The organism is Streptomyces sp. WZ.A104 (assembly GCF_002382885.1).
In the GTDB taxonomy this organism is placed as follows: Bacteria; Actinomycetota; Actinomycetes; order Streptomycetales; family Streptomycetaceae; genus Streptomyces.
This window is the reverse complement of record NZ_NWVL01000019.1, coordinates 94,721-111,894: the sequence shown is the minus strand read 5'-3', so window position 1 is coordinate 111,894 and position 17,174 is coordinate 94,721. Positions and strand designations below refer to the sequence as shown.

General features: G+C 72.2%; 19 protein-coding genes. 7 read left to right on the top strand and 12 right to left on the bottom strand.

From position 1 onward, the window contains the following. The 3 genes from CIB93_RS13235 to CIB93_RS13225 all read right to left on the bottom strand — a co-directional run. Positions 1-784: PHP domain-containing protein (locus CIB93_RS13235; protein WP_096626991.1), on the bottom strand; the 784-nt coding region annotated here is incomplete at its 3' end. Positions 785-915: 131 nt separating this feature from the next. Next, positions 916-1,590 carry a DUF6758 family protein gene (locus tag CIB93_RS13230; protein WP_096626990.1) on the bottom strand — a complete coding sequence of 225 codons (675 nt, stop codon included), beginning with the start codon at positions 1,588-1,590 and terminating at the stop codon, positions 916-918. Positions 1,591-1,698: 108 nt separating this feature from the next. Continuing rightward, entirely contained in the window at positions 1,699-2,283 is a 585-nt protein-coding gene (locus CIB93_RS13225; RefSeq protein WP_096626989.1) for a suppressor of fused domain protein, read from the bottom strand. 485 nt (positions 2,284-2,768) lie between these two features. Between CIB93_RS13225 and CIB93_RS13220 the strand changes: the two genes are divergently transcribed. Then, on the top strand, positions 2,769-3,896 hold the full coding sequence (locus tag CIB93_RS13220) for a magnesium and cobalt transport protein CorA (protein ID WP_096626988.1): 1,128 nt from the start codon (positions 2,769-2,771) through the stop codon (positions 3,894-3,896). Positions 3,897-3,954: 58 nt separating this feature from the next. Beyond that, positions 3,955-4,491 (top strand): hypothetical protein, encoded by a 537-nt coding sequence (locus CIB93_RS13215; RefSeq protein ID WP_096626987.1) that lies wholly within the window; start codon positions 3,955-3,957, stop codon positions 4,489-4,491. A gap of 19 nt (positions 4,492-4,510) precedes the next feature. Here CIB93_RS13215 and CIB93_RS13210 read toward each other — a convergent pair whose 3' ends face one another. Continuing rightward, complete coding sequence (locus CIB93_RS13210; RefSeq protein ID WP_096626986.1) at positions 4,511-5,278, bottom strand: hypothetical protein; 768 nt, start codon at positions 5,276-5,278, stop codon at positions 4,511-4,513. A gap of 256 nt (positions 5,279-5,534) precedes the next feature. On the opposite strand from CIB93_RS13210, the gene CIB93_RS13205 reads away from it, so the two are divergent. Genes CIB93_RS13205 through CIB93_RS13195 form a run of 3 tightly spaced genes read left to right on the top strand, consistent with a single transcriptional unit; the run spans position 5,535 to position 8,536 of the window. Beyond that, complete coding sequence (locus CIB93_RS13205) at positions 5,535-6,812, top strand: magnesium transporter MgtE N-terminal domain-containing protein (protein WP_096626985.1); 1,278 nt, start codon at positions 5,535-5,537, stop codon at positions 6,810-6,812. Continuing rightward, complete coding sequence (locus CIB93_RS13200) at positions 6,799-7,359, top strand: DUF1003 domain-containing protein (RefSeq protein ID WP_096626984.1); 561 nt, start codon at positions 6,799-6,801, stop codon at positions 7,357-7,359. The genes CIB93_RS13205 and CIB93_RS13200 overlap by 14 nt, the downstream gene beginning before the upstream one ends. A 43-nt stretch (positions 7,360-7,402) precedes the next feature. Next, positions 7,403-8,536, top strand: a complete 1,134-nt coding sequence (locus tag CIB93_RS13195) for an Mrp/NBP35 family ATP-binding protein (RefSeq protein WP_096626983.1) — start codon at positions 7,403-7,405, stop codon at positions 8,534-8,536. An 87-nt stretch (positions 8,537-8,623) separates the two neighbouring features. On the opposite strand, the gene CIB93_RS13190 is transcribed toward CIB93_RS13195, so the two are convergent. The 5 genes from CIB93_RS13190 to sigE form a co-directional block, all read right to left on the bottom strand. Continuing rightward, entirely contained in the window at positions 8,624-9,286 is a 663-nt protein-coding gene (locus CIB93_RS13190) for a hypothetical protein (RefSeq protein WP_096626982.1), read from the bottom strand. Between the two features lie 125 nt (positions 9,287-9,411). Further along, positions 9,412-9,912 carry a sec-independent translocase gene (locus tag CIB93_RS13185; RefSeq protein ID WP_096626981.1) on the bottom strand — a complete coding sequence of 167 codons (501 nt, stop codon included), beginning with the start codon at positions 9,910-9,912 and terminating at the stop codon, positions 9,412-9,414. Positions 9,913-10,030: 118 nt separating this feature from the next. Continuing rightward, on the bottom strand, positions 10,031-11,959 hold the full coding sequence (locus CIB93_RS13180) for a S1C family serine protease (protein WP_096626980.1): 1,929 nt from the start codon (positions 11,957-11,959) through the stop codon (positions 10,031-10,033). Positions 11,960-12,048: 89 nt separating this feature from the next. Beyond that, the gene (locus CIB93_RS13175) at positions 12,049-13,113 is read right to left on the bottom strand and encodes an anti-sigma factor (protein WP_096626979.1); all 1,065 of its coding nucleotides are present in this window, start codon (positions 13,111-13,113) and stop codon (positions 12,049-12,051) included. After that, a complete protein-coding gene (sigE, locus tag CIB93_RS13170) occupies positions 13,110-13,871 on the bottom strand; it encodes an RNA polymerase sigma factor SigE (protein ID WP_179500089.1) in 762 nt (253 codons plus the stop codon). The genes CIB93_RS13175 and sigE overlap by 4 nt, the downstream gene beginning before the upstream one ends. Before the next feature lie 177 nt (positions 13,872-14,048). Between sigE and CIB93_RS13165 the strand changes: the two genes are divergently transcribed. Continuing rightward, positions 14,049-14,714, top strand: coding sequence for an O-methyltransferase (locus tag CIB93_RS13165; RefSeq protein ID WP_096626978.1), 666 nt, complete (start codon positions 14,049-14,051; stop codon positions 14,712-14,714). 128 nt (positions 14,715-14,842) lie between these two features. Here the strand turns inward: CIB93_RS13165 and CIB93_RS13160 are convergent, their stop codons facing one another. Further along, positions 14,843-15,010 carry a DUF3117 domain-containing protein gene (locus CIB93_RS13160; RefSeq protein WP_003966491.1) on the bottom strand — a complete coding sequence of 56 codons (168 nt, stop codon included), beginning with the start codon at positions 15,008-15,010 and terminating at the stop codon, positions 14,843-14,845. Between the two features lie 315 nt (positions 15,011-15,325). Here CIB93_RS13160 and CIB93_RS13155 point away from each other — a divergent pair, with 315 nt between their 5' ends. Beyond that, a complete protein-coding gene (locus tag CIB93_RS13155) occupies positions 15,326-16,138 on the top strand; it encodes an enoyl-CoA hydratase/isomerase family protein (protein WP_096626977.1) in 813 nt (270 codons plus the stop codon). Positions 16,139-16,167: 29 nt separating this feature from the next. Here CIB93_RS13155 and CIB93_RS13150 read toward each other — a convergent pair whose 3' ends face one another. Next, the gene (locus CIB93_RS13150; protein WP_096626976.1) at positions 16,168-16,764 is read right to left on the bottom strand and encodes a DNA-3-methyladenine glycosylase I; all 597 of its coding nucleotides are present in this window, start codon (positions 16,762-16,764) and stop codon (positions 16,168-16,170) included. Then, positions 16,761-17,168 (bottom strand): cell division protein DivIVA, encoded by a 408-nt coding sequence (locus tag CIB93_RS13145; protein ID WP_096626975.1) that lies wholly within the window; start codon positions 17,166-17,168, stop codon positions 16,761-16,763. Before CIB93_RS13145 ends, CIB93_RS13150 begins: the two co-directional genes overlap by 4 nt. Positions 17,169-17,174 lie beyond the last annotated feature (6 nt).

Below are 17,174 nucleotides of genomic sequence, written 5' to 3'. Positions count from 1 at the left end.
CGGTGGTGTATTCGCCGAGCCGTACGGACTTGCGGCTGCCGTGGTAGTCGCTGGAGCCGGTCGCCAGCAGCCCCAGCTCGCGGGCGAGGCCGCGCAGCCGGGCCCGGGTGGGCTCGTCGTGGTCCATGTGGTCGACCTCTATGCCGTCGAGGCCCGCGGCGGCGAGCGCGGCGATCGTGGTCTCGGGGACCACCTCGCCCCGTTTCACGGCGGCCGGGTGGGCGAAGACGGTGACCCCGCCCGCCGCCTTCACCAGACGGACGGCCTCGAACGGGTCGAGCTCGTGCTTCTCGGCGTAGGCCCGTCCGCCGTTGCCCAGCCAGTCGGGCGTGAAGGCGTCGGAGACGGTATCCACGACGCCCAGTTCGACGAGGGCCGCGGCGACGTGCGGGCGGCCGACCGAGCCGTCCCCGGCGATCCGGGCGACCTGCTCCCAGGTGACCGGGACGTCGAGGGCGCGGAGCTTGCGGACCATCTCCTGGGCGCGCGGCACCCGGTCGTCGCGGACGAGCTCGCGCTCGCGCTCCAGCTCGGGTTCGGCGGGGTCGAAGAGGTACGCCAGCATGTGCATGCCCACGCCGTCGACGCGGCAGGAGAGCTCGGCGCCGGTGACGAGGGTGAGGCCCCCGGGCAGCGCGTCGATGGCCTGCTTGTGGCCGCCGACGGTGTCGTGGTCGGTGAGCGCGACGACGTCCAGGCCCGCGGCGGCCGCGTTCGCGACCAGCTCGGCGGGGGTGTCCGTGCCGTCCGACGCGGTGGAGTGGGTGTGCAGGTCGATACGCACGACGGCTGGCTCCAGGGCTCGTGGGCGGACGGGGGACCGCTCAAGGATAACCGCCGCCCGCCTCCCCTCCGGCCGCGCGGAACGCGCCTCGGCCGGGCAGGGGCACCTGAGCGCCGCGCCGGGCCCCGCCCCTACCGCTCGCCCGTCTGCCGGGGCGGGATCTCGGGCGCGCTGAGCAGTCGGGGGGTGAGTGCTCCGCACGGGACGAGGTCCACCTCTCCCCCGGCGTCCCGCAGATCGGTCAGCACCAGCTCGTCGTACATGAGCAGCCCCGACTGCTCGGGCCACAGGATCGCCCACAGCCACAGCCCCCGCGCCTCGCCCGCGAAGACGGCGCGGTCCTCCGGGGCGTTCCTGACGTGCCAGAGGGGGGTGGGGCGGCCCGCGGCGTGCACCTTGGCGTCGGGGGCGGAGTCGACGTTCAGATGGGGGCCGGGGTCCGGTCCGTCGATGCCCGCGTACCGCGCGCCGAGTCCGACGCCCAGCTCCTCGGCGACGAGCAGCAGCTCACCCATTCCGCCGAGCGGTCCGGGCCCCGAGCAGGCCACGGCGCTGGCGCGGCCGCCGCTGCGGTCGTCGCCCACGCTGGCCACACCGGTGAAGAGCCAGCCCACGGGGAGCGGCCAGGGCATCCAGACGGGGACCTGCGCCCGGTGCACCACGACGCCGAGCGCCTCGACGCTCGGCGGGATGACCGGCTGCATCGGATGGACCTGGCCGTGCACGGAGCACTGCCAGGCGTCGGCGAAGAGACCGGGCGCCCTGACCCGGCCACCGCACTTCGGGCAACTGGGTTCGCCCCTCATAGGGACCCACGGTCCTCTCCGCCGGTCCTCGCGTCAAGGACGATCACCCGATCGCAGGCGGGGAGTGGGAACCGCGCAATCCCCACCCCGGGCGCAAACGGCAGGCCCTTAGTCCAAGGCCACCGACGTACGCAGCGGGTCCCGCAGGTCCGTCCCGTGCGCGAGCCACCGCTCCTGGAGCTCCTGCGCACCGCGCACCCGCTTCCAGGCGGCCTCGTTGTGCGTCATCGGCAGCAGCGGCAGGAAGCACACCGGGTCCATCGGCTCGTCCAGCTCCAGGTCCTCCACCAGGCCGCCGGACTCCGCCACGAGCACCGAGGTGAACGGCGCCCCGGGCCACAGCGGCTCGCCCAGGTCCAGCGAGGCGCCCGCGGCCACGATCAACCCCTCGACCTGCGGGGAGGCGGCCAGTACGGCGAGCGGGCGCAGCACCTGGTCGGTGTCGGCCAGTCCGCCGCGTACCGACAGGATCAGCTCGGCGCGGGGGCCCTTCACCGGGTCGGCGAGCGGTGAGGTGGGGTCGGCCATCGGCTGCCCCGACATGCCGAGCGTCGCGTAGCGCACCACATCGCCGTCGAGGAAGCGCAGCACCTCGATGCGGTCCGTGCCGAGGAACGTCACATCGGCACGGGCGTCCGGTTCCCCGAGGGCGGAACGGAGCCGGGCCTCGACCAGAGCGAGAATTTCTGCCATACCGCGAGCATAGATCGCGTACGGATGGGCAAAGTACGGGATTGGCCCTTGGGCGGCTGATAGCGTGGGCGCCGGTCGGGACAGCACGCAGAAGCGTTGTTCTCTTTGTCCCGACGACACGTCGTCCCCCACGGGGGACCGGCCGGAGGAGGTGGGGACTGCCATGGATCCAAGTCGACCGTGCAGTACCAACCGCTCTTCCGCGCCTCGTCTCTCCCGCTGATCCGACACCTCGTCGGCCTGTCCGGGCCGCCATCGCCGCCGCGCCCGGATGACGCTCCGTCAGTGGTTCGTACGACCCCGCCAGCGGTTCGCACGACCCCGCCAGTGGTTCGCGTGACGGAAGAGCCCTTCGTTTTTGCCTGTCTGTAGCGAACGCCGTCATCGCGCCCGCGCGGTGCCGCCCGCTTTGCGGACGTGAGCCCACGTCCCCATTCCGGGCTGTTCCACGCCCTCGCCGACGGCCCTCCGTGAAGGAGCCAGCCATGTCGATGATCCGTGACCTGCGCGCCGCCGTGCGCCCGTCCCTGCGCCCGTCCCTCCGTAAGAACAGCGCCCCTTACAGCGGGTACGACACCACCCGCGACCCGTCCGCCTCCAGCGCCGTCGTCGACTGCGCGGTCTACCGCGACGGGCGCCGGCTGGAGACGCCCGCGATCCCGACCCCGCACGAGGCGATGCTTCAGGTGCGGGAGGAGGGCGGCTTCGCGTGGATCGGCCTGCACGAGCCGACGGAGGCCGAATTCGCGGGCATCGCGCGGGAGTTCGGCCTGCACCCGCTGGCCGTCGAAGACGCCGTCCACGCCCACCAGCGGCCCAAGCTGGAGCGGTACGACGACACGCTGTTCACCGTCTTCAAGACCATCCATTACGTGGAGCACGCCGAACTGACCGCGACCAGCGAGGTCGTGGAGACCGGTGAGGTGATGTGCTTCACCGGCCGGGACTTCGTCATCACCGTCCGGCACGGTGGCCAGGGCTCCCTGCGCGCCCTGCGCCACCGGCTCCAGGACGACCCCGAGCTGCTGGCCAAGGGCCCGTCCGCCGTACTGCACGCCATCGCCGACCACGTCGTCGACGGGTACATCGCGGTGGCCGAAGCCGTGCAGGACGACATCGACGAGGTGGAGATCGATGTCTTCTCCACCCCGGCCAAGGGCTCCCCGCGCGGTTCGGACGCGGGCCGGATCTACCAGCTCAAGCGCGAGGTGCTGGAGTTCAAGCGGGCCGTGTCCCCGCTGCTGCGCCCGATGCAGCTGCTGAGCGAGCGTCCGATGCGGCTGATCGACCCCGACATCCAGAAGTACTTCCGCGATGTCGCCGACCACCTCGCCCGGGTCCAGGAAGAGGTCCTGGGCTTTGACGAACTGCTGAACTCGATCCTCCAGGCGAATCTGGCGCAGGCGACCGTCACCCAGAACGAGGACATGCGCAAGATCACGTCCTGGGCGGCGATCATCGCCGTGCCGACGATGATCTGCGGTGTCTACGGCATGAACTTCGACTACATGCCCGAGGTGGGGTGGAAGTACGGCTATCCGATGGTGCTGGGCGTCATCGGGGTGGTGTGTTTCTCCATCCACCGCATCCTCAAGCGCAACGGCTGGCTCTGAGCCGTGCCGGTGGGTGTCTCCAGGGCCCCCGATTGCCGGTGGGTCTAAGCTCGCGCCCATGACTGACGCCGCCGCGCCCGATGCCGCCGCCGACCTGCTGGAGAGGGCCCTCGTCGAGGAGGCCACGAAGAAGTCCTCTCTCGTCTGGGTCCGGGGCACCGGCCCGGCCCGGGCCGTCTGGCACGTCTGGCACGAGGGCGCGGCGCATCTGGTCGGCGGCGGGCCCGGCGAGCAGCCGCTGCCCGAGGGCCTGGCCGACGGCGGCCGCGCCGAGGTGACCGTACGCAGCAAGGACAAGGGCGGCCGGATCGTCGCCTGGACCGCGACCGTACGTGTGCTCTCCCCGCGCTCCGAGGAGTGGGAGGCGGCGGTCGCCGAGCTGAAGGGCAAGCGGCTGAACGCACCGGACGCCGAGGTGATGACGGAGCGCTGGGCGAAGGAGTGCACGGTGGTGCGGCTGACGCCCGACACCGTCGGCACCGAGCTTCCGGACGGCTCGCTGGCGGCCGCCCCGCTGCCGACCTCCGCCACCACGCGGCAGCCGGTCCCCGCGGCGCTCCCCCGGCTGCTGCTCAAGCGCCGCCGCAAGCGCTGACGCGGAGTTCGGGGAGGGCTCAGCCGGAGGACTTGGGGAGCTGACCGCCGTAGTCGACGGTGTCGTCCTCGTCCGGCGCCTCCAGGGGGAAGGACCGCCCCCAGTCGGCCAGCGAGACCGTGCCCCCGCCGCCGCCCCGGGCCACCCGTACCGGGTACGGCTTGTCCTCCAGCGAGACGTCGAACGCCCCGCCCTCGCCCTTGCCGCCCAGGATCTGGACGGTGCGGTGCCCGGCGACCGTGTCGCGGCCGCCCTTGTTGAGCTCTCCGTGCAGCGCGAGCAGCCCGTCGAGCAGGACCTTCTTGTCGGTGAAGCCGCGCAGCTGCCCGTAGCTGGGGTCGCCCTCGGGGACCTTCACGTACTTGCCGCCCAGCTTGTCGGCGGCCGCCGCGTCGGCGGCCCCGCTCTCGCCCTTGCCGTCCTCGTGGGTCCAGAACGCGGCCGGTGCCTTGAGGAACAGCTCGTCCTCGATCCGCAGCAGGGCGAAGCTCTGCTTCTTCGAGCTCACCGAGCCCATGCCGCCCTTGGCGCTGAGCTTCATGTCGAGCCGGTAGGTGCCGCCCTTGCTGACGAGCGTCCCCGACAGGCGTACCGAGGTCGCGGCGTCGGCCGCCGCTCTGGCCTTCGTGTCGATCTCGGACGCGGTGAGTTTCGCGATGCCGTTGGTCCCCTTGTCCGGGTCCTCGTCCGTGCCGCAGGCGGTGAGAGCCACAGCGAGCCCCCCGCACAGCACCAGAGCTAGGGCGGTCCGGCGATGGTTCCGCACGGCCGGGGCGAAAGAGGTCACGGGCGCACTGCCTCTCAACGGCGATCGGGGGTGGCAGACGGCAGCGTACCCGGGAGTCACACGCTCCCGGCCGACCAGCCGTACGGACGGGTCCGCCAGGGCACGGCACGGCGGTACGGGCTAGCCTGATCCCGCGTACCGCCGAAATCCGCTGGTCGGCGTGGCCGGGCCGGCAGACCGGACGTACGGCGGTTCACGACGGCCACCGGTGGCGGACACCGGTCCGGACGGGCACGGACACGGAAGGAGGCGGAGCATGGCGGCAGGCGCCCCCCGGGTCTTCGTCTCGCATCTGTCCGGGGTGCCGGTGTTCGACCCCAACGGGGACCAGGTCGGCCGGGTCCGTGATCTGGTGGCGATGCTGCGGGTCGGCGGACGGCCGCCACGCATCCTGGGCCTGGTGGTCGAGGTGATCAGCCGCCGCCGGATCTTCCTGCCGATGACCCGGGTGACCGGGATCGAGTCGGGCCAGGTCATCACCCCCGGTGTGGTCAACATGCGGCGCTTCGAGCAGCGGCCCACCGAGCGCCTCGTCCTCGGCGAGTTCCTGGACCGGCGGGTGCGGCTGGTGGAGAGCGACGAGGAGGTCACCGTCCTGGACGTGGCCATCCAGCAGCTGCCCGCGCGCCGCGACTGGGAGATCGACAAGTACTTCGTCCGCAAGGGGCGCGGCGGGGCGCTGCGCCGCAAGGGCGAGACGTTGACGGTGGAGTGGTCGGCGGTCAGCGGTTTCTCGCTGGAGGAGCACGGCCAGGGCGCGGAGCGCCTGGTCGCCACATTCGAACGGCTGCGGCCCACCGATGTCGCCAACGCCCTGCACCACCTCTCGCCCAAGCGCCGGGTGGAGGTCGCCGCGGCCCTGGACGACGACCGGCTCGCCGACGTCCTGGAGGAGCTGCCCGAGGACGACCAGGTGGAGATCATCGGCAAGCTCGCCGAGGAGCGGGCCGCCGACGTCCTGGAGGCGATGGACCCGGACGACGCTGCCGACCTGCTCTCCGAGCTGCCCGAGGAGGACAAGGAACGGCTGCTGACGCTGATGCGGCCGGACGACGCGGCCGACGTGCGCCGTCTGCTGTCGTACGAGGAGCGGACGGCGGGCGGTCTGATGACGACCGAGCCGATCGTGCTGCGGCCGGACGCCACGGTGGCCGACGCGCTCGCCCGGGTCCGGCAGGCGGACCTGTCGCCGGCGCTGGCCGCGCAGGTCTACGTGTGCCGCTCGCCCGACGAGACGCCGACCGGGAAGTACCTGGGCACGGTGCACTTCCAGCGGTTGCTGCGCGACCCGCCGTTCACCCTGGTCAGCTCGCTGGTGGACAGCGATCTGGTGCCGCTGTCGCCGGACACCCCGCTGCCGACGGTGACCGCCTACCTGGCCGCCTACAACATGGTCTCGGCGCCCGTCGTGGACGAGAGCGGTTCGCTGCTGGGCGCGGTGACCGTGGACGACGTCCTGGACCACCTGCTCCCCGACGACTGGCGCGAGACGGATCTGCACGGGGAGGAGGGGATCGGTCATGGCGGGCGATGAGCGGGCGAAGGCGGCGTCGACCGGCGCCTCGGGCCTGGTGCGGCCCCCTCGGGCCCGGATCGACCAGCCGAGGGCCCCCCGGCGGCGGCTGCTGCCGGAGTACGACCCGGAGGCGTTCGGCCGGTTCTCGGAGCGGATCGCCCGCTTCCTGGGGACGGGGCGGTTCATCGTCTGGATGACGCTCACCATCATCGTCTGGGTGGTGTGGAACATCTTCGCGCCGGAGAACCTGCGCTTCGACGAGTACCCGTTCATCTTCCTGACCCTGGCCCTGTCCCTCCAGGCCTCCTACGCCGCGCCGCTGATCCTCCTCGCGCAGAACCGGCAGGACGACCGCGACCGGGTCACGCACGAGCAGGACCGCAAGCAGAACGAGCGCTCCATCGCGGACACGGAGTACCTGACACGGGAGATCGCGGCGCTGCGGATGGGCCTCGGCGAGGTCGCCACCCGGGACTGGATCCGCTCGGAGCTCCAGGACATGGTGAAGGACATGGAGGACCGGCAGATGCTGATCCCGGCCGAGAGTGACGAAGGCGACCGCTGAGGGGCTACCCGCGCGTAGGGTCCAGCGCCGTAACATCGTCGGTATGGCTACGGAAGACGCGGTGCTTGAGGCACTGTCGACAGTGAACGACCCGGAGATCCACCGCCCGATCACCGAGCTGGGCATGGTGAAATCGGTCGAGATCGATCCTGACGGTGCAGTCGCTGTCACGGTGTATCTCACGGTCTCCGGCTGCCCGATGCGCGAGACGATCACCCGCAACGTGACCGAGGCGGTCGCCCGGGTCGAAGGCGTCTCGCGGGTCGAGGTCACCCTCGACGTCATGAGCGACGAACAGCGCAAGGAGCTGGCGAACGCGCTGCGCGGCAACAACGCCGAGCGCGAGGTGCCGTTCGCCAAGCCCGGCTCGCTGACCCGGGTGTACGCGGTCGCCTCCGGCAAGGGGGGCGTCGGCAAGTCCTCGGTGACGGTGAACCTCGCGGCGGCGATGGCGGCGGACGGGCTGAAGGTAGGCGTCGTGGACGCGGACATCTACGGGCACAGCGTGCCCCGGATGCTCGGCGCCGACGGCAAGCCCACCCAGGTCGAAAACATGATCATGCCGCCGTCCTCGCACGGGGTGAAGGTCATCTCCATCGGCATGTTCACCCCGGGCAACGCGCCCGTGGTGTGGCGCGGTCCGATGCTGCACCGGGCGCTCCAGCAGTTCCTCGCCGATGTGTACTGGGGCGATCTGGACGTCCTGCTGCTCGACCTGCCGCCGGGCACCGGCGACATCGCGATCTCGGTGGCGCAGCTCGTGCCGAACGCGGAGATCCTGGTGGTCACGACCCCGCAGCAGGCGGCGGCCGAGGTGGCCGAGCGCGCCGGTTCGATCGCCGTGCAGACCCACCAGAAGATCGTCGGCGTCGTGGAGAACATGTCGGGCATGCCGTGCCCGCACTGCGACGAGATGGTCGACGTGTTCGGCTCGGGCGGCGGCGCCCGGGTCGCGGAGGGCCTGACGAAGACGGTCGGCGCCGAGGTGCCGGTGCTCGGCTCGATCCCGATCGACGTACGGCTGCGCGAGGGCGGCGACGAGGGCAAGCCGGTCGTCCTGTCCGACCCGGACTCCCCCGCCGGGAGCGCGCTGCGCTCGATCGCCGGGAAGCTGGGCGGCCGTCAGCGCGGCCTGTCGGGCATGTCGCTGGGCATCACGCCGCGCAACAAGTTCTGACACCCGTTCACGGGGCGGGGCCGGTGCCCGGCCACGCATGAGGTGACCGGGCGGGCCGGTGGTCGGCCGGCCCGCCCGGTGACGCTGCTACGCGTATGTCTCGATGTCCTTGACGACCGAGAAGCCCAGCCCGTACGCGCTCATCCCCCGCCCGTACGCCCCGATGTGCACGCCCGTGTGCGCCGACCCGGCGAGCACCCAGCCGAACTCGGACTCGCGGTAGTGGAACTCCACGGGCACGCCGTCCACCGGCAGTGACAGGGTCGACCAGGGCGCGCTGCCGAGGTCGTCGGCGAGGGTGAACGCCGTCTCGGTCTGCTGGTCCAGCCAGTCGTCGCGCAGCGAGTGGTCCATCAGCGGCGGCCAGGTGTACGCCAGCAGGCCGGAGCCCGCGAGCCAGGCCGCCGAGGACACCGTGGTGGCGTCCAGCACACCCGTACCGTCACCGCTGCGCCGCACCGGGCTCGCCGCCACGGTGGTGACCACCGCGAACCGCTCCTTCTCGGCGGCGGCCCCGTCGGTCTTCACCGACGGCTCGTGGCCGTGCCCGACCGACCCGTGCTGGACCGTGCCGTCCGCCGCCGTGCCGACCTGCATCAGCCAGCGCGGGCCGGTGAAGGCCTCGTCCAGCCCGTACCAGGGGAAGGGCGCTTCCAGGTAGCCGTCGACGGTCCGCCGGGCCGCCGGCACGCCCTCCGCCGTGACCGTGCCCGGGGCACCGTCCGTATCCACCCGACTCGTCGTCTCCATCTGAGCGGCCGCCTCCTCGATCAGTCAAGATCCGGAGCGGCCCGCCCCCCGCGGGCGTGGGCGTCCTCGCAACCGGACAGATGGAGAATAGCCATACCGTCCGGACGAGTCGGGATTGACCGGGGTCAGGTGGCGTCTGCGTCGAACGGCGGGCGCTCGGGCCGGTCGGCGGCCGGGGCCTTCTTCAGCAGGTCAGGTGTGGTGACATCGGTCTTGGTGAGGCTGGTCGACGGGCCTGCCCCGTTCGCGCCGACGGAGCCGTTCGCCGCGCTGTTGGCGGAGTCGGCCGGGGCGGCCGAGCGGCCGTTGACCGCGTCGGTGACGTCCGCCATCTCCTTGCGCAGGTCGAAGCTCTCGCGGATCTCCTTCAGCCCCAGGTCGTCGTTGCCGTCCATCAGCTGCTTGCGGACGAACGTCTTGGGGTTGAGGTCCTCGAACTCGAAGTCCTTGAACTGCGGACCCAGCTCCGAGCGGATGTCTTCCTTCGCGCTGTCCGAGAACTCACGGATCTTGCGGATGGTGCGCGTGACGTCCTGGATCAGCTTGGGGAGCTTGTCGGGGCCGAAGACCAGCACGGCCAGCACTCCGAGCGTCAACAGCTCCAGTGCGCCTATGTCATTGAACACCTAGCTGCTCCTCGTGTTCTCCGCGTGTTCTCCGTGCGACCCCGACCGGGGCTCTCCGGCCTCCGGACCGCTCAACGGTACCTGTCGAACGTGTCCGGGCGGTACCTTGCGATGGCCGTCACGTGCCGCCCGCCGAACCGAGGGTCAGCGTCACGGTCCGCTCCTCGCCGCCCCGGGTCAGGACGAGGTCCAGATCGTCACCCGGACGGTGGGCCCGGATCTTCACGATCAGCTCCTCCCCGCTGTGCACCCGCTGGCCCTCGACCTCGGTGATGACATCGCCGGACCGGATGCCCGCCTTGTCCGCCGGACCGTCCTTCGCGACGGCCGGTCCGCCGTCGGCGCCCTTCGTGCCGACCTTGGCCCCGTCGCCGGTGAACTTCATGTCGAGCGTCACGCCGATGACCGGGTGGGTCGCCCGCCCGGTGTTGATCAGCTCCTCGGCGACGCGCTTGCCCTGGTTGATGGGTATCGCGAAGCCGAGGCCGATGGAACCCGACTGGCCGCCGGACTCGGGGCCCTTGCCGCTGTCGGCCGCACGGATCGCGCTGTTGATGCCGATGACGTGGGCCTTGGCGTCGACCAGGGGACCACCGGAATTGCCCGGGTTGATGGGGGCGTCGGTCTGAAGGGCGTCGACGTAGCTGATGTCGCTGCCGTCGCCCTTCTCGCCGCCCGCGGTGATCGGCCGCTGCTTGGCGCTGATGATGCCCGAGGTCACCGTGTTGGACAGGTCGAAGGGGGCGCCGATCGCCACCACCGGGTCGCCGACCCGCACATTGTCGGAGTTGCCGAGGGGCAGGGGCTTGAGTCCGGAGACCCCGCGGACCTTGACGACCGCGAGGTCGTAGCCGCTGTCCTTGCCGACCAGCTCGGCGGAGGCCGTCTCACCGCTGCTGAACGTCACGGTGATGTCCCCGCTGGATCCGGCCGGGGCGACGACGTGGTTGTTGGTGAGGATGTGGCCCTGGCCGTCGAGGACGAAGCCGGTGCCCGTGCCGGACTCGGCGGTGCCGCTGACGTGCAGGGTGACCACGCTGGGCAGGGCGCTGGCGGCGATGCCCGCGACGCTCTCGGGCGCCCGGTCGCCGCTGTCCCGGCCGGCCTGCGGCAGTTCCACCGTGGTCAGCCCGCCGTTGCGCTCGATGTACGCGCCGACTCCGCCGCCGATGCCGCTCGCGACCAGGGTCAGCAGGAGCACGCCCGCGAACGCCCCACCCCGGCGGCGCTTCTTCCGCCCCGGCTCGGTGCCTTCGGGCGGCCCGCCCCGGGTCAGCGGCTGCCCCGGGGCGCCCCAGGGGTCGTACTGAAGCCACTGCGTGTGCTGCTGTGGTGCGTGTGCGTCGGGCCCGGAGTGCGTCGCGTGCACGGGGTTCGCCGGGGGCACGGGGTTCGCCGGGGGTTGCGGGTGCTGGGCTTGCAGGGGTGCGAAGCCGTCGCTCGGCTGCGGGGGCGGGGCTACGAAGCTGTCCTCGGGCGCGGACCGCGGTGCCGGGCCGGGGACGGGGGCGGGGGCCGGGGCCGGGATACCCGCACCGTTCGTCGCGGCGTACCGCGGGGACGGGCCGCCGGCCTGCGGCGGTACGGCGGTGCCGTGCGGCGGCGTCGGCCGCTGCACCGGGGGCGCGGGCGCCCAGGGGCCGGGGCCGCCGTAGGGCGGGGTGCTGTACTCGTCGGGCTGGTGCAGCGGTTGGCCTTCGGGGCGGGAGGCCGGGCCCGGGTGGCCGTACGCGTCCGACGAGGAGCCGGAAGTATCTCGTCCGCCGACCGCTCCGGGCGCCGGGGCATCCGGAGCCGAGGTGTCCGGGGCATCCGGTGCCGGGGCGTCCGGGCCATCCTGAGCCGGGGCGTCCGGGGTACGGCGGGTGTCCACCGGGTCGGGGGTGCCGGGTACGGCCGGGGCGGCCGCCTCCGGGGCGCCCTGCGTACCGGCCGAGGCGTCCTCGGTGACGGCCGGGGACGCCGTAGTGGCCTGCGACTCGCTCTTCGGCCCCGTGGGGCGACTCCACCACTGCGCCTGCGGCCCGGTGTGCTTCCCGTCGTCCATGCTCTCCCCGCAACTGGCCTCTGCACGCCCCACAGAGGCGTCCCTCACCGGAATTCAACCAGGTTCGCGAATCCCCGCGCAGGGTCCGGTCAACGGCGCGGGGAAAGGGGGCTCGCCAGATCGTTGGCGGGCACGGACGGGGACGGTCCTGAGGGGACTGCCGCCGGGGGCGGCTTCGACAGCGCACCGCCGCCGAGGGCAGCCGCGAGCAGCGGGGTACCGGAGGCGGTCGGGCGTATCAGCGGCGGCACGGACACGTTCAGCGCGGGAAGCGTGAAGGGGCGTCCGGTCGGCGCGGAAAGGCCGAAAAGCAGCGGTGCGGCCGTCGCCGCCTGCCGGTTCACCGGCGGCGTCACGGCCGGATCCGCCGGAGTCGCCGTGCCCGTGAGCGACGGGGGCAGCCCGTTCGTCCCGGAGGCCGTCGTGCCGCTCGGGGGCTGTCCCGTCGCCGCGTCGTCGCCGGTCACCGCGAGGGCGCCGCCGCCCCGGCGGCTGACCGCGTCGGTGCCGTTCTCGGCGCGGGTCTCGGCGTCGAGCGGAGTCACGTTGTTCCCGCTGCCCTCGGCGCGAAGCGGGGACTCGGCGCCGGACTCCAGCGGCAGGGTGCCGCCGAGAGCGATGGCCGCGAGGGAGACGGCACTGGCCGCGGCGAACGCGAATCGCCGCCCGCGCCACGGCGAACGGTCCGCGTCGCGGGACACCTCGTGTATGCGGAAGACCGAACCGGAACCGGAGGCGCCGGGCAGCACAGCGGTGGAGCCGTGCGCGGCGGGGAGGTAGCCGAAGCCGTCCAGGGGGGAGCGCGCGGTGTCGGTGCGGGTGCCGCCGGTGGAGGGCCGCAGCCCGGGGTGGAACTCGTCGGCGAAGGGCCCCCGGCCACCGAACGGTGAACCGGAGCCGGTGCCGTCGCCGCCGGGACCCCCGGGAAGGCCCTGCAAGCGGGCCAGGAACCCCTCGGAGGGCGAAGGTGAGGCGGACATGGCGAAGGCGCTCTTGAGGCGGCGCTGGGCGTCGGCCTCGGCCTTGCACTTGGCGCAGGTCGCCAGGTGTGCCAGGACCCGCTCGCGGGCGTCATGATTCAGCTCGCCGTCGACCAGCGCGGCGAGCCGGTCCCCCAGGTGCGCTTCGGCAGGGGTCGGACCTGTACCACTCACGCCGTTCCGCCCTCCCCCGCCAGGACCGCGTCCGCCAGGGAGCGCTGCTCGGCGCGGGCCTCGGGCGAACGGTGCTTGAGGGCCTTGCGCAGATGCGAGCGGCCCCGGTGGATGCGGCTGCGGACGGTGCCGAGCTTCACCCCGAGGGTCGCGGCGATCTCCTCGTAGCTGAGGCCCTCGATGTCGCAGAGGACCACGGCCGCACGGAATTCGGGCGCGAGGGTGTCCAGCGCCTGCTGCACATCGGCGTCGAAGTGGGTGTCGTTGAAGACCTGCTGGGGGGACGGCTCACGGCTCGGCAGCCGCTCGGCCGCGTCGTCGCCCAGCGAGTCGAACCGGATGCGCTGCTTGCGGCGGACCATGTCGAGGAAGAGATTGGTCGTGATGCGGTGCAGCCAGCCCTCGAAGGTGCCCGGGGTGTACGTCGACAGCGAGCGGAACACACGGACGAAGACCTCCTGGGTGAGGTCCTCGGCGTCGTGCTGGTTTCCTGTCAGCCGGTAGGCGAGGCGGTACACGCGACCGCTGTGCGTGCTGACGATCTCTTCCCATGAGGGCGGGGTCCACGCCTGAGAATCCGCATCAGAGGCGAAGGTCGCGGTCGGTGCGGAGTCTTCGGAAGAACGGTCAGCAATGTTGGTCACGGATTTCGGCTCACCGGCCGACCTGAGAAGGCGCCTCAGCACCCCTCCCCGATCCACAGGCGCAGCCGCACCTCCCCTATCGGCTCTGGTGGTGTCCAGTGGAGCCCCTACCATAGCCACCTCGCCCGTTAGCTCCGGATAAGCCTTTTCGCTGTTGGGGCCGGGCAGGGCCCGGAACTTCCTCGCAGCTCACCGGTCCGATCCGCGGGCCGGGTCACTGCGCTTCCCCCACTCCTTGCACAACGCCCGGTCCCATCTGCGGGTTCCCGGGTCCAGCGGATACAGTCACCGTTGCGCCAACTACGGGGACAGGAGAGGGTCATTACCGCCAACCGGCAGACGAGCTGGGCGTTCGCCGACGCCTTTGTCGCCGAGGACGAAGCCCTGCACCGGGCCCGGGAACGGGCCCGCGAGCTGGGGCTCCGCTCGGTGTCACCGGGCACCGGCGCCGCGCTGCGCCTGCTGGCCGCCGCCGCGGACGCCAAGGCGGTGGCGGAGATCGGCACGGGCACGGGTGTGTCCGGCATCTATCTGCTGCACGGCATGCGGCCGGACGGCGTCCTGACCACGGTGGACCCCGAGCCCGAGCGCCAGCAGTTCGCCCGGGAGGCGTTCCGCGAGGCGGGCTTCGCCACCAACCGGGCCCGGTTCATCCCCGGCCGCGCCCTGGACGTCCTGCCCCGGCTCGCGGACGGCGGTTACGACCTCGTCTTCTGCGACGGCGACCGGCTGGAGAGCCTCGACGTGCTCGCTGAATCGTTGCGCCTGCTGCGGCCCGGCGGCCTGGTCTGTTTCGAGGGCGTCTTCGCGGACGGCCGCACGGTCGACTCCGCCGCCCAGCCCGCCGAAGTACTGCGGCTGCGGGACCTGCTGCGGGCGGTGCGGGAAAGCCAGGAGCTGATGTCGACCCTGCTGCCGGTCGGCGACGGCCTGCTCTGCGCGGTCCGGCGCGGCTGACCCCGTACGCCCGGGTGTTCCCTGTCGCTCCCCGATGTTCCCGTACGGCCCCGGAACGCACCGCTGCCCCGGTACGGCATCCGTGGATGCCGTACCGGGGCAGCGGTGAAGGTGATGGGCGTTCCGCGTCAGCCGACGACCTTCTTCAGCGCGTCGCCGAGGGCATCGGCCTCGTCCGGAGTCAGCTCGACAACAAGCCGACCGCCGCCTTCGAGCGGAACGCGCATGACGATGCCCCGCCCCTCCTTTGTCACCTCGAGCGGGCCGTCGCCCGTCCGCGGCTTCATGGCCGCCATGCTCGTTCCCCTTCCTGAAACCAGCTCATCGCAACCGGCGGCCCCATGACAGGCGCTGCCTCACCGGCATCGAACACATTGCTTCTTCGCCATTATCCCGCATCAGGGACCCCGATGACCAACATCGGTCCGCATCGCTTGCGCAACGCGCTCTCGCAAAACCCCCCAATTCGGCGATCCGGCTGCGATACTGCGCCACCCCGGCCTCCCAGGTGAGAGCCAATTGTTAGACGCAGGTCACATCTCTGCCCCGGTCGGCGTCGGCCATGCTTGCCTCCAGTGGCAACGATGCCCGAGCAGCGAGGGGATACCGGAATGGCCGACGAGCAGGCGAACACCGTTCTGTACGACGTGAGCGAGGGGCTCGCGACAATCACGATCAACCGACCCGACGCGATGAACGCGATGAACACCGCGGCGAAGGTCGCGCTCCGGGACGCGCTGGTGGAGGCGTCGGCGGACGCGGACGTCCGGGCCGTTCTGCTCACGGCCACCGGGCGCGCCTTCTGCGTCGGCCAGGACCTCAAGGAGCACGTCGCCTCGCTCGCGGCGACCCGTGAGTCGGGCAGCGGGAATGCGCTGAGCACGGTACGGGAGCACTACAACCCGATCGTGCGGGCGATCACCGAGATGCCGAAGCCGGTCGTCGCCGGGGTGAACGGCGTCGCGGCCGGGGCCGGGTTCGGTTTCGCCCTGGCGGCCGACTACCGGGTGGTGGCCGACACCGCCTCCTTCAACACCTCGTTCGCGGGCGTCGCGCTGACCGCCGACTCCGGCGTGTCCTGGACGCTGCCCCGGCTGATCGGGCAGAGCCGCGCCGCCGATCTGCTGTTCTTCCCGCGTTCGATCTCCGCCCAGGACGCGTACGAGCTGGGCATCGTCAACCGCGTTGTCCCGGCAGCCGAGCTGGCCGAGCAGGCCGCCTCGGTGGCCCGAACCCTGGCCGACGGGCCCACGGTGGCGTACGCGGCGCTGAAGGAGTCGATGGCCTACGGCGCGGGGCACACGCTCGCCGAGGCGCTGGAGAAGGAGGACGTACTCCAGACCCGGGCGGGCGCGTCGGCGGACCACACCATCGCGGTCGAGGCGTTCCTCGCCAAGGAGAAGCCGGTCTACCTCGGGAAGTAGCCCCTTCCGCCCCGGGAGTCGGTAACCCTTCAGCGAGCCGTGCTGCCGCCGCCGCGCGCCACGCAGTCCGCGAGGTGGTCGTCGACCAGTCCGCAGGCCTGCATCAGGGCGTAGGCGGTGGTGGGGCCGACGAAGCGGATCGAGCGCTTCTTCAGCGCCTTGGCCAGCGCGGTGGACTCGGGGGTGACGGCTGGCACGTCCGACAGCGTGCGCGGGGCGGGCCGGCCGGCCGGGTCGGGGGCGTAGGACCAGATCAGCTCGTCCAGCTCCCCGGCCGGCCAGTCGGCGAGCACCTTCGCATTGGCGAGGGTCGCGTCGACCTTGGCCCGGTTGCGGATGATCCCCGGGTCGGCGAGAAGCCGCTCCCGGTCGGCGTCGGTGAACTTCGCGACCGCCCCGATCCGGAATCCCTCGAAGGCGGCACGGAAGGTCTCGCGGCGGCGCAGGATCGTGATCCAGGACAGCCCGGACTGGAAGGCCTCCAGGCAGAGCCGCTCGAACAGGGCGTCGTCGCCGTGGACCGGGCGGCCCCACTCGGTGTCGTGGTAGTCGAGGTAGTCCTCGGCGGACAGGCCCCACGGGCAGCGCAGGCCTCCGTCGGGGGCCGCCACGGCTCCGCCGCTCATCGCTCGTCCCTCTCGGCCGGTTCCGCGCCGCCGTTCTCCCGGCCGCGCGGCTCGGCGGGCCGGTCCCCCGGCCGCTTGAACAGGTCGGTGCCCGTCGACACCGCGGCCGCCTGCACACCGGCCAGGGCGGATTCCAGCTCCGCGATCCGGGCGTCCCGCTCGGCCAGCTCGGCGCCGAGCCGGGACAGCGCCTCGTCGACGTCCGCCATGCGATAGCCGCGCGCGGCCATCGGGAGGCGCAGCCCCTCGATGTCGGCCCGGCCGACCGGGCGGGTCGTGGGCAGCGGATCGGTGAACCGCTCGGGCTCCACGTCCTGGAGCACCGGGCTCCCGCCGCCGCCGACCACCGCGAGGGTGACCGCCGTGACGACCACGACCATCGTGAGCAGCAAGAACCAGAACACGCGTAT